12 protein-coding genes are annotated in these 11566 nt (G+C 72.3%); 4 read left to right on the top strand and 8 right to left on the bottom strand.

Annotated features, from left to right (window positions below; translation table 11 throughout):
* Positions 1-192 precede the first annotated feature (192 nt).
* Entirely contained in the window at positions 193-720 is a 528-nt protein-coding gene (locus IEZ17_RS13790; RefSeq protein WP_189299869.1) for a molybdopterin-dependent oxidoreductase, read from the top strand.
* Between the two features lie 42 nt (positions 721-762).
* Here IEZ17_RS13790 and IEZ17_RS13785 read toward each other — a convergent pair whose 3' ends face one another.
* Positions 763-1191, bottom strand: a complete 429-nt coding sequence (locus IEZ17_RS13785) for a TOBE domain-containing protein (RefSeq protein WP_189299868.1) — start codon at positions 1189-1191, stop codon at positions 763-765.
* Between the two features lie 247 nt (positions 1192-1438).
* Here IEZ17_RS13785 and IEZ17_RS13780 point away from each other — a divergent pair, with 247 nt between their 5' ends.
* The 3 genes from IEZ17_RS13780 (at position 1439) to IEZ17_RS13770 (ending at position 4906) form a co-directional block, all read left to right on the top strand.
* Positions 1439-1834 (top strand): TOBE domain-containing protein, encoded by a 396-nt coding sequence (locus tag IEZ17_RS13780; protein WP_189299866.1) that lies wholly within the window; start codon positions 1439-1441, stop codon positions 1832-1834.
* Positions 1835-2001: 167 nt separating this feature from the next.
* Complete coding sequence (modA, locus tag IEZ17_RS13775) at positions 2002-2799, top strand: molybdate ABC transporter substrate-binding protein (protein WP_189299864.1); 798 nt, start codon at positions 2002-2004, stop codon at positions 2797-2799.
* Positions 2800-2893: 94 nt separating this feature from the next.
* Positions 2894-4906 carry an ABC transporter permease gene (locus IEZ17_RS13770; protein ID WP_189299862.1) on the top strand — a complete coding sequence of 671 codons (2013 nt, stop codon included), beginning with the start codon at positions 2894-2896 and terminating at the stop codon, positions 4904-4906.
* A gap of 131 nt (positions 4907-5037) precedes the next feature.
* Here the strand turns inward: IEZ17_RS13770 and IEZ17_RS13765 are convergent, their stop codons facing one another.
* From IEZ17_RS13765 to IEZ17_RS13735, 7 genes are all read right to left on the bottom strand, one after another.
* Positions 5038-5490 carry a nitroreductase family deazaflavin-dependent oxidoreductase gene (locus IEZ17_RS13765; protein ID WP_189299860.1) on the bottom strand — a complete coding sequence of 151 codons (453 nt, stop codon included), beginning with the start codon at positions 5488-5490 and terminating at the stop codon, positions 5038-5040.
* 211 nt (positions 5491-5701) lie between these two features.
* Positions 5702-7156, bottom strand: coding sequence for a SulP family inorganic anion transporter (locus tag IEZ17_RS13760; protein ID WP_189299858.1), 1455 nt, complete (start codon positions 7154-7156; stop codon positions 5702-5704).
* Between the two features lie 17 nt (positions 7157-7173).
* Complete coding sequence (locus IEZ17_RS13755; RefSeq protein WP_189299856.1) at positions 7174-7776, bottom strand: carbonic anhydrase; 603 nt, start codon at positions 7774-7776, stop codon at positions 7174-7176.
* 99 nt (positions 7777-7875) lie between these two features.
* Positions 7876-8289, bottom strand: coding sequence for a hypothetical protein (locus IEZ17_RS13750; RefSeq protein ID WP_189299854.1), 414 nt, complete (start codon positions 8287-8289; stop codon positions 7876-7878).
* Between the two features lie 236 nt (positions 8290-8525).
* A complete protein-coding gene (locus IEZ17_RS13745; RefSeq protein ID WP_189299852.1) occupies positions 8526-9782 on the bottom strand; it encodes an MFS transporter in 1257 nt (418 codons plus the stop codon).
* Positions 9779-10288, bottom strand: coding sequence for a glycine-rich domain-containing protein (locus IEZ17_RS13740; RefSeq protein ID WP_189299850.1), 510 nt, complete (start codon positions 10286-10288; stop codon positions 9779-9781). Before IEZ17_RS13740 ends, IEZ17_RS13745 begins: the two co-directional genes overlap by 4 nt.
* Positions 10285-11526 (bottom strand): acyl-CoA synthetase family protein, encoded by a 1242-nt coding sequence (locus tag IEZ17_RS13735; RefSeq protein ID WP_189299848.1) that lies wholly within the window; start codon positions 11524-11526, stop codon positions 10285-10287. Before IEZ17_RS13735 ends, IEZ17_RS13740 begins: the two co-directional genes overlap by 4 nt.
* Between the last annotated feature and the right edge of the window lie 40 nt (positions 11527-11566).

Here is an 11566-nt window from a genome sequence, read left to right as displayed (position 1 = left end):
GAGCAGGTGACCGGCGGCGGTGTGCTCGGGGGCCGCACAGGGGGCGGCCTCGGACATGCTGCCCTCTTGTCCTCTTTCATCTCACTTACGCAAGGGAAACATGTGTGCGTGGATGGCATATGTGATTGAGTCACCGGCCGGTGGGGCATCACAGGAGGCAGCCACCCCGCGGACCGCCTCAAGGGGACCAGAATGAGCCGACTCAGCCCGCCACCCCGCACCGCCGCCGCATCCGACACACCCGTGGACGTCCCCGACGCCCCCCGGGGCTTCCTGATCAGCGGTCAGCTGCGCCACCCGCTGGCCCTGACCGTCGCCGACCTGCGGGAGCGCTGGCCGCAGCGGCATGCCCCGGTGGTCTTCGACTGCGCCACGAACGGGCCGCAGCACCACGCCTTCGACGGGCCGCTGCTGCGGGACGTGATGGACGAGGCGGGACCGGCGTTCGACGTCCGGCGGCGCAAGGACCGCTCCCGCTTCCTGCTGGCCGTCACCGGCGGGGACGGGCATCACACGGTGCTGTCCTGGGCCGAGATCGACGCCGACTTCGGCGACGCGCCGGTACTTCTGGCCACGGCGATGGACGGCCGGCCGCTGGACGCGGTGGGCAGCCAGCTGGTGGTGCCGTCCGACCGCTGCGGGGCGCGCTACATCAGCGCGATCACCGGCATCTGGTGCGGGCCCTGCCCCTCGCCCGCAGAGCCGCTGCCCTGGCCTTAGGGCCGGTCCGACGGGTCAGGGCGGGCAGGGCCCTGGTCCGGGTCAGCCCCGGCCGTCGGCGGCGAGTGCGATCTCGGTGGACTTGATCAGCGCGGTGACCTCGGCGCCGGCGGCCAGCTTCAGGTCCTCGGCGGCGTCCCTGGTGATCGCCGCGGTCAGCTCGCCGCCCGCGACGGCGACCTTGACCCCGGCCATGGCGCCGCCGGTCGCCACGTCGACGACGGTGCCCGGGAGCTGGTTGCGGATGCTGACCCCGTCGAGCGGGCCGGTGGAAAGGGCGACCTCGGTGGATTTGATGAGGGTGCGGACCGCCGAGCCGGCCGTGATGCCGAGGTCCTCGACCGCCTCCAGCGTGATGGCGGCGGTGATTTCCTGGCCGCCCGCAAGACGCACTTTGACGGTCGCCATGACTTCCCCGGGGGTGACGGAGAGGACGGTACCGGGGATCTGGTTACGGATGCTCAGACTCATGGGAAATGCCTCATCGCGAAGGGAAATGTCAGGAAATGTCCTGCTGTCTCTTCGTCACTTTAGTCGGGCAGCCGCACGGATTCCTTTTGACATTCGGTCCTCGATATAGGGCCCGCGGTCCACGGCATTCGGGACCTCCGGCCACCCCGGCGGGCCATTGGCCCATCCTCCAATAAGGGTGGCATCTGCTATATAGCTTCGCCTTAAGAATTGTAAATGCGAGCCAATACCTCATATCTTGTCGCACATGCAGTCCTACACGATCGGCCAGGCGGCGCGTCTGCTGGGCGTCAGCCCGGACACCGCCCGCCGCTGGGCGGACGCCGGGAAGGTGGCCACCCACCGCGACGAGAGCGGTCGCCGCCTCATCGACGGCCGGGACCTCGCCGCCTTCTCCATCGAGGTCGGCCAGTCCGCGGGCGGTGAGGAGGACGCCTCCTACACCTCCGCGCGCAACGCCTTCCCCGGCATCGTCACCGCCGTCAAACTCGGCGATGTCGCCGCCCAGGTCGAGATCCAGGCCGGTCCGCACCGGCTGGTGTCCCTGCTGACCCGCGAGGCTGTGGAGGAACTCGGCCTGGAGGTGGGGATGCAGGCCATCGCCCGGGTGAAATCCACCAGCGTGCACATCGACCGCACCTGAGCCGCCCCCTCCCAACCCCCCCGCGGCACCACCGGCCGGTCCATCCCCCGTCGTTCCGGCGACGGGACCGGCCGTTTTGCACCAGCGGCGTCGCCCGTCCACGGCGCGGCTATGTCCCCAACCGCTGAGGCGACAGCGTCGCCCCGCGTCAGAAGGAGTCCCGCACCATGTCCCACCTCTTCACCGGGCGCCGCACCGCCGCCGCGATCGTCACCGCCGCCCTCCTCGTCCCGCTCGCCGCCTGCGGCAGCAGCAGCGGCAAGAAGGACGGCGCCGACGCGTCCGGTGGCAGCACCGCCAAGACGGACCTCACGGTGCTCGCCGCCGCCTCGCTGACCGACGTCTTCAAGAAGGCCGGCGCGGCCTACGAGAAGGAGCACCCGGGCATCAAGGTCGACTTCTCCTTCGCGGGCTCCCAGGAGCTGGCCGCCCAGGTCAAGCAGGGCGCCCCCGCCGATGCCCTGGTCACCGCCGACACCAAGACCATGGACGGACTGAAGGCGGACGCCGGCACGCCCACCGTCATCGCCAAGAACCGCCTGGTCATCGCCACCGGTCCGGGCAACCCGAAGAAGGTCGGCGGCCTCAAGGACCTCGCCGACAGCAAGCTGAAGGTCGTGCTGGCCGCCCCCGAGGTGCCGGTCGGCCGCTACAGCAAGAAGGTGCTCGACGCCCAGAAGCTGACCGTCAAGCCGGTCTCCCAGGAGCCCAACGTCCGCGCCGTCCTCAGCAAGGTCGAACTCGGTGAGGCGGACGCCGGCATCGTCTACAAGACGGACGCCGCCACCGCGCCGAAGAAGGTCGACGCGATCGACATCCCCGACGCGCAGAACGCCGTGGCCTCCTACCCGGCCGCGACCCTGAAGACCTCCAAGCACGCGGATGCGGCAGCCGCGTTCGTGAAGTGGCTGAGCACGCCGGAGGCGCAGCAGCTGCTCCAGCAGGCGGGCTTCCAGAAGCCGTAGCCGCCGCGGGTGTACGGGACGGTCCGGCTCGGGGGAGCGGACCGCCTCGTACGGTCCCGTCGTCCGCCGGCCCGCACCTATCCCGGGAACCCCGATGACACGCCTTCGCACCCCCGCCGCGCGCCCGGCGGTCAGGCTTCGCGCACCCGGCGCCCGCACACCCGTCGCGCTGGCCGTACCGGCGCTGCTCGCCTTCGCGTTCCTGCTGATGCCGCTGATCGGCATCCTGAGCCGCACCAGCTGGGGCGATATCGGCACCCATCTGACCACTCCGGGTGTGCTCGAAGCGCTCCGGCTGTCGCTGCTGGTCTCCTTCTGGGCGCTGGGGCTGTCGCTGCTCCTCGGCGTGCCGCTCGCCTGGCTGCTGGCCCGGGTGGAGTTCCCCGGCAAGGCGCTGGTCCGCTCGCTGGTGCTGCTGCCGATGGTGCTGCCGCCGACCGTCGGCGGTGTCGCCCTGCTCCTCGGCTTCGGCCGCCGCGGACTGCTCGGGCCCTGGCTGGAGAACACCTTCGGCATCGTGCTGCCGTTCCACACCTCCGGTGCGGTGGTCGCGGCCACCTTCGTCGCGATGCCGTTCCTGGTCATCAGCCTGGAGGGCACCCTCGCCGGGCTGCGCCTCAGCTACGAGGAGACCGCGGCCTCCCTGGGCGCCTCGCCCGTACGGGTCTTCTGCACCGTCACCCTCCCCATGGTCGCCCCCGGCCTGGCCGCCGGGGCCGCGCTGACCTGGGCCCGCGCGCTCGGCGAGTTCGGCGCGACCATCACCTTCGCCGGCAATCTGCCCGGCACCACCCAGACCCTGCCGCTCCAGGTCTACCTCCTGCTCCAGGACTCCCCGGAGGCCGCCACCTCCGTCTCGCTGCTGCTGCTCGTCATCGCGATGGCCGTACTGGTCTGCCTGCGGGGCCGCTGGATCGGCGCCGGCGCCGACCGCGGCAGCCGCGCCGTACGCCCCGCCGACACGGACGGGGAGACGGACACCGGCACCGGCAGCGAGGCCGGTCCCGTCCCGGCGCAGCCCGCCGGCGCGGGCGCCGGGCAGCCGGACGCGCCGTCCCCGGCCGCCGACGGCCACTGGCCGCTGCACGCCGAGGTCACCGGCTTCAACCAGCTGACCCTGAACGCCGAACCAGGCACCACCATCGCCGTCGTCGGCCCCAACGGCGCCGGCAAGACCACGCTGCTGCGCGCACTGCTCGGGCTCACCCCGCGCGCCCACGCCGCACTGCGCCTGGGCGACACCGACGTCACCGCCCTGCCCCCGCACCGCCGCGGCGTCGCCTGGGTCCCCCAGGACGGCGCGCTCTTCCCGCATCTGTCGGCGCTGACCAACACCGCTTACGGGCTGCGCGCCCACGGCGTCCCGCGCACCGAGGCCCGGCGCGCCGCCCAGCAGTGGCTCGACCGGCTCGGCGTCGGCCACCTCGCGCACCGCAGGCCCGACCGGCTCTCCGGCGGCCAGGCCCAACGGGTCGCCCTGGCCCGGGCATTGGCCGCCCGGCCGCGACTGCTGCTGCTCGACGAACCGCTGGCCGCGCTCGACCAGACCACCCGCGCCCATGTCCGCCACACCCTGCGCGGCCACCTCGCCGGCTTCGGCGGGGTCTGCCTGATCGTCACCCACGACCCCGTCGAGGCCGTCTCGCTCGCCGACCGCGTACTGGTCCTGGAGGACGGGCGCGCCCTCCAGGACGCACCGCCCGCCGAGGTCACCCGCGGCCCGCGCTCCCCCTGGGTGGCACGGATGCTCGGCCGCAATGCCTGGCCGGGCACCGCCGACGGCGACGGGCTGGCGCTCAGCGGCGGCGGGCGGCTGGTCATCGCCGACCAACTCCCCGACGGGGCAAGGGCGTTGGCGATCATCGCCCCCGAGGCCGTCTCCGTCCACCTCGACCGGCCGTCGGGCAGCCCGCGCAACGTCTGGCCCGGCACCGTCCGGGAGATCACCGCGGCCGGCAGCCGGCTGCGCGTCCTGGTCACCTCACCGGAGGCGCCCGACCTCGTCGCCGAGATCACCCCGTCGGCGGCCCTGGAACTCGGCCTTGCCGACGGCGTCGCCGTCTGGACCAGCGTCAAGGCCACCGAGGTCTCGCTGGTGACGCTCTGAGGGCGCCGAGCCGGAGCGGGGCCGTGGGGGGCCCGATCGGCCCGTGACGCAGCCCGGCCGAATCCGTGGCGCGCCGGCCCCCGGCCGAACGCCGTGCAGCAGAACGGCAGTTCACCGGACGGGGCGGTGGGTCAGCCCGAGTGAGGGATGTCCGCCGGCTCCAGCACGAAGACCGGTATCTGGCGGTCCGTCCTCTCCTGGTAGTCCGCGTAATCGGGGAACGCCTCGACCGCCCGCGCCCACCACGTGGCCTTCTCCTCGCCCGTGACCTCACGGGCGACCATGTCCTGCCGGACCGTGCCGTCCTGGAGCTCCACCCGGGGGTCGGCGACGACGTTGTGATACCAGACCGGGTGCCGGGGCGCGCCGCCCATCGACGCCACCGCGGCATACGCGCCGTCGTGCTCCACCCGCATCAGCGGGCTCTTGCGGATCTTCCCGCTCCTGGCGCCGCGGGTGGTCAGGACGATCACCGGCAGTCCGCGCAGCGCCGTGCCTTCCGTGCCGCCGGAGCCTTCGTACCGCGCGACCTGGTCGCGCACCCATTGCGCCGGGCTCGGTTCGTACTCTCCCTGAAGAGGCATGCCGTCCGTCCCCTCGCCGAAGACCGCGGGTCGTTGCTCCGCGCTTCCGCTCTCCGTGTCTGTCTGCTGCTGACTGCGTCTCTCTGCGTCTGCTTGCGTCTGCTTGCGTCTGTCTGCGTCTGTCTGCTCTCAGTAACGGCGGAGCCGGCCGGATCATTCCGGCTCCGCCGTCGCATTCCGTGACGACCTGTCGCGCGCCGGGGGCGACAGGTCAGGAGACCGGCTCGACCGCCCGGCTCCGGCTCCGGCGGTGCTGCTCGGCCCAGTTCGTCAGTGCAGCCTCGCAGGCGTGGTCGAGATGGCGCAGACCACTCAGGTCGAGTTCCACGTCCCGGTCGGCGGGCAGCGCCTCCAACTGGTCCAGCAGCTTGGGCAGCCGCAGGAAGGTGGCGTTGCCGACGGCCCGCACCTGGATCGGCCCGGTGAGTTCCGGGGTGTGGACCTCCAGTTGGACCTGGGAGGTCTCCCAGGCGGTCTTGGCGACGGCCAGCAGCAGCCCGATCAGCACGCCCTCGAACATGTTCACCGTCACGATGGCGGTCGCGGTCACGAACAGCACCACCGCCTCACCGCGGTGCTCCCGCCACAGCGGGCGCAGTTCGCGCAGCGGGAGCAACTTCGCGCCGGCGTGGACCAGTACACCGGCCAGCGCGGCGACCGGCACCACACCCAGCGCGGCCGGGAACGCCGCCGCGAACAGCAGCAGCCACACCCCGTGCAGCACCCGCGACGCCTTCGTCCTGGCCCCCGCCTGGACGTTGGCGGCACTGCGGACGATCACCGCCGTCATCGGCAGCGCGCCCAGGATCCCGCACACCGTGTTCCCGGCGCCCTGGGCCATCAGCTCCTTGTCGTAGTCGGTACGCGTCCCGTCGTGCAGCCGGTCCACCGCCGCTGCGCTGAACAGCGACTCCGCCGACGCGATCAGCGCGAAGGCGAGCACCGTGCCCAGTACGCCGATATCGGTCAGCCGGCCGAGGTCCGCCAGGCCGGGCGGCTGGATGGCGTCCAGCAGCCCGCTGACCTGCACCCGGGCGACCGGCAGAGCCAGCGCCCAGACCGCCGTCGTGGCCAGCGCGACCGCGGCCAGTGGCGCCGGCAGCACCCGCGCCCCGCGCCGCCAGCGCGGCCACAGCACCAGCACGGCGATGGTCCCGGCACCGACCCCGAGCGCGGACAGCGCGGTAGCGGACACGATCGTGTCGCCGATCAGCCGCGGCAGCGAACCGATGTTGGCGAGGCCGCTGCCCGGCGCCTTGGCGTCGGCGAGCGCGTAGAGCTGCCCGGCGATCAGGACCAGCCCGATGCCGGCCAGCATGCCCTGGACCACGGCGACCGAGATCGCCCGGAACCAGCGACCCAACTTGAGTGCCCCCATGGTCAGTTGGAGCACCCCGGCGGCCAGCACCAGGGCTCCGAGCGCGCCGAGGCCGTACTCCTTGACGGCCTCGAAGACCAGCACCGTCAGCCCGGCGGCCGGACCGCTGACCTGGAGGCTGCTGCCGGGGAGCAGACCGGTCAGCAGGCCGCCGACGACACCGGTGACCAGGCCCAGCTCCGCCGGTACGCCGGATGCCACGGCCACTCCCACGCACAGCGGGACGGCGACGAGGAAGACCACGAGGGAGGCGGTGAAGTCCGCCCGGAGGAAAGGAAACCGCTTCATCATGTGCGCACCCGCCTTCACAGCGGGAGGAACGCGTCGGTGGCCGGCTGATGGGCGGACACCGATCCGGTGTGCACCTCGTAGAACCAGCCGTGCAGCCGCACCTCGCCGGCGTTCAGCCGCTCCCGTACGCAGGGGTAGCCGCGCAGCCGGTCCACCTGCTGGGTCACATGCCGCTGCACGGCCGCGGCGAGCGTCGGCTCCTGGCCGGCCGGCAGTTCGTCCGACAACTGGAGTGCCAGCCAGTCCCGTACGGCGGGCGCACCGGTCAGATCCTCGCGGCGGGCCTTGGCGCCGACCGCGCCGCAGTGCGAGTGGCCGCAGACGACGATGTCGGCGACGCGCAGCACCCGCATCGCGTATTCGATGGTGGCGGCCTCCGAACTGGCCGCCATCCCTTCCTGGTAGACGGGCACGGCGTTGCCGGCCGTGCGGAGTTCGAAGAGCTCGCCGGGGCGGGCCCCGGTGATCAGGGACGGTATGACCCGGGAATCGGAGCAGGTGATGAACAGGGCGAGGGGGGACTGGCCGGCGGCGAGCCGGCCGAAGGTCTCCCGTTCCTCGGTGCGATCGGCGATACGGGCCGTCAGGCCCCGGGCATGCTGGATGAAGGTCTCCACGAGGAGGTCTCCTGCTGATGAGTGATGCCACCGTGGGGATGGCGGGAACGTGCGGCGCGAGGTGGTGCCCGGCGTCGGGGCCGGCCACCACGGCCGCCCTCAGCAGCGGAAGACGCAGTGCAATACGGGGAGTTGGTCCGGTCTCGATGCCGCGGAGCTGGTGAGACCGGCGGGTTGGCGTCCGGCGGCGGAGTCGCTTGCCGTATCGGTGCCGAACGGGGGCCGCGCCCGGCGGGTCGGCGCCGGGTCCGCCGAAGAGGGCGCGACGCGCCGTGGCCTGCCGCGCTCGGTCTCGCGCTTGGGGTGCTTCTCCTCGTCGGAACCGGCGTTGGCCGACGCTGCGGTGCTCGCCGACTTGACCGCGGCGGCGGCCGGAACCGCGGGCTTGGCCTTGCACGGGGAGGCCGCCGCGCCCAGCAGGAACGCCAGGACGACGGCGAGGGCGGTCAGCGGCATACGGAGCCGGGCCACCAGGCGGGATATGCCCGCCGTACCGGTGTCCTTCCGCCTCATCGCTCTCCGCCTGCTCGTCCGTCGTCCGTTGCGCGTCGGGTCAAGGGGCCGGCCGGTCGTCGTGCCGCGGCCGACGGCGGACCCGCGCTCTCATAGTGCAGCATCCAGGTTTCCGGCGTGATAACGAGAAATGACGCCATGTTGAGGATATTTTCCGGATTGGTCTGATCCATCGTCATCGACGGGCCGCTGCCCGCCGTGGCCCGCCGTGGTCCGCCGTCATGCGAGGGCCGTGGTCACCTCCGGGCGGCCGACGCGACCACCGGGATCACCGCCAGTGCCAGCAGCCCGCCCGCCAGCGCCAGCGCCGGGAAGCCGCCCAGGGCGACGACCAGGCCCGACGACATCCCGCCCGCCGCCCCGGCGATCGCGATCCCCACGTCCACCAGCCCCTGGACCGAGGCCCGGCGGGCCGGCGGCAGCGCGTCGGTCACCAGCGCGGTGCCGCTGATCAGGCCGAAGTTCCAGCCCAGGCCCAGCAGTACCAGCGCCACCGCCAGGGCCGGCAGTCCGTGCGGCGGGGCGACCGCGGCGAGCACCCCGGCGGCCGACAGCGTCACACCGGACGCTGCGGCCATCCGGAGCCGGCCGATCCGGTCCACCAGCAGCCCGGTGAGCGGCGACGGCAGGAACATCGCCCCGACATGCAGGGCGATCACCCACCCCGCCGTCTGCGTGCCATGACCGTGGGCGAGCAGATGCACCGGGGTCATCGTCATGATGGCGATCATCACCAGCTGGCCGATGACCATGACGGCGGTGCCGGTGACCAGCCCCCGCCGCCGTACGGAGCGGGCCGCCGCACCGCCGTCGGCCGCCGTCGGGCCGTCCGGATCCGGTGCCGGCCGGTCCTCGGCCGGCGCGCGGGCCGGCCACAGCGGATCCGGCCGCAGCAGTACGGCCAGGACGACGCCCGCCGTCCCGAACGCCGCCACCGCCAGCAGAAACGGACCGGCGAGCCGCGGAATGCCCCAGGCATGCGCCATGTTGCCGGTGACCGTCACCAGGTTCGGGCCGATCACCGCACCGAGCGTGGTGGCGAACAGCACCGTGCTGACCGCGCGTCCGCGCCGTTCGGGTGGGGCGAGATCGGCGCCCGCGTAGCGCGCCATCAGATTCGTCGCGGTACCGGCCCCGTAGACCAGCAGGGACAGGAACAGCAGCGGCACGCTGCCCACCGCCGCCGCTGCCACCACGCCCAGGCTGCCGAGCGCCCCGGCGCCGTACCCCAACGCCAGCCCGGGGCGCCGTCCCCAGCGCCGGCAGAGGCGTCCGATGCCCACGGCGCCCAGCGCCGCCCCGGCCGTGAACAGGGCGCTGGGCACCCCGGCCGGTCCGGTCGACCCCAGCATCTCCTCGGCGAGCAGGGCGCCGACGGTGATCCCCGCCGCCAGCCCCGCCCCGCTGAGCGCCTGGGAGAACACCAGGACGGCCAGGATCCGCCGCTGGGCCGGGACGTGCGCCGCGGCCGGGGCGGTGGTCCGCGCGCTCATGCGGGCAGCGGCTCCAGTGCGGCGATGTCCGCCAGGGACAGTCCCATGCGCCGGTGGAGAAAGCGGACGATCGTCCAGTGCGGCAGTGCATCCTCGTCGAACGGCCCGAACTCCCGGCAGTACAGGGGAATCCAGCGCAGCGCCTCTTCCAGCACCTGCTCGCGGCCGGGCTCTTGCCGGTAGTCCTCGTAGGCGATGCTCCGGTGCTCGATGAAGAACCGGCCCGGTAGCCGTTCTTCGCACAGCGTCCGGTATTCGCGGGTCTGGAGAATGAGGTAGTGCCAGATCTCGTCGATGTCCTGCTCGACGGGGAGGAAGAGCCCGCCGAGCCGGTCGCGGTGGCGGGAGACGAGATAGAGGTGGCGCAGGCATTCCAGCACCTGGCGCTCCACGAACTCCTGTGGCGCATCGGTCTTTTCGGCGAAATGCGCCACGACCTCGCGGTACATGTCCGCGCCGAGCAGTGCCGTCAGCTCCTCGGCGGATATCGGCGGTGTGCCGGTCATGCTGCTCCTTGCGCGAGCCAGGCGTATTTGCCCGACTTCCCGATGGGGATGTGCGTACGGTGGTCGAGTCGGCAGAGCCGCCCGGTGAGTTCGGTGACTCCCCGCTCCAGCGCGACGGTGTCGGCCGGTCCGAGGGGTGCGCCGTGGAAGGTCGTGTACGCCAGCCGGGCCTCGGCGGCGCCGATCAGCCGCAGCTGGTGGACGAAGACCTGCGGGGTCACCTCGCCGATCCGCCGGTCCAGGTCGCCCTGGGCGACCGGGCCGTGCCGGGTGCTCAGCAACTCCTGCTGCCGGCCGCAGAATTGGGAGATCTTCTCCGGATCGGGGGAGCCGTCCGCCGTCCGTACGAGGTCGCCCGTGCGATACCGGATCAGCGGCATATAGGGATTGCGCACGCTGGAGACGATGAGCTGGTGGATCGTGCTGTCCGGGGCGATCGGGTGGAGTTCGACGCTCATCCGGTCGAGGTGCGGCCGGTATTTCCCCCGGCGGTCGCTGGAGAAGAGATAGCCGAGTTCGGTGCTGCCGAAGAGGTCGATGATCGGGCAGGCGAAGTGCTGGTGCAGAAAGCGCCGCACGTTCACCGGGGTGTATTCGTAGGCGTGAATGATGCTGGCCGGCGGCGGGAAGTCGTCCCACAGTCCCCATTCACCGACTTTGCGCACCAGATGCGCCAGGTGGTAGCCGGAGCAGTCGAGGTGGTACGAGCCCTGCGGATGCGCTTCCCGGGCGGCCTCGATCTCGGCGAGCATCCGCACCACGTCGTCGCGCTCCCACCGCGCCGGATCCAGCCGCAGATTGAGATAGCAGGTCCGGTCGTCGAGCCGACGGTCGGCCGGCGGCGGCACCGGTTCCGGCGGTACGCCGCGCTTGACGGCGTTGATCCGTGCGACGTGTTCCGTCGCCAGCACCGTCGTCAGCGAGACCCGCCGGCAGCCGGATGCCCAGGTGCCGGCGATGTCCGGGTGCTCGCTCCACAGCCGGTAGTAGGAGTGCAGCAGGAAGTACGGGGGCCGGATGAGCTGCATCCGGGCGTGGTGGGTGCCGGTGGAGAGCACGAACTCGGCCTCGCCGGATTCCAGCGCGGCGGCCAGGCGGGACGTCATCCAGTTGTCGGGGAACCCGCGCGCGATCTCCGGCTTGTCGAGTATCGGGAAGTGGCCCTTGGCCAGTGACTCGCGGTAGATCGGGATGTCGCGGATCTGCTCGATGACCTCGGCGGTCGGCTGACCTTCCATGGAATCCCTCGGTGTGCTCGGAAGATGGTGCCCCGCTCCG

Origin of the sequence: Streptomyces albospinus, assembly GCF_014648695.1 — a bacterium.
Lineage (GTDB): Bacteria > Actinomycetota > Actinomycetes > Streptomycetales > Streptomycetaceae > Streptomyces > Streptomyces albospinus.
This window is presented reverse-complemented; position numbering and strand designations above follow the sequence as displayed.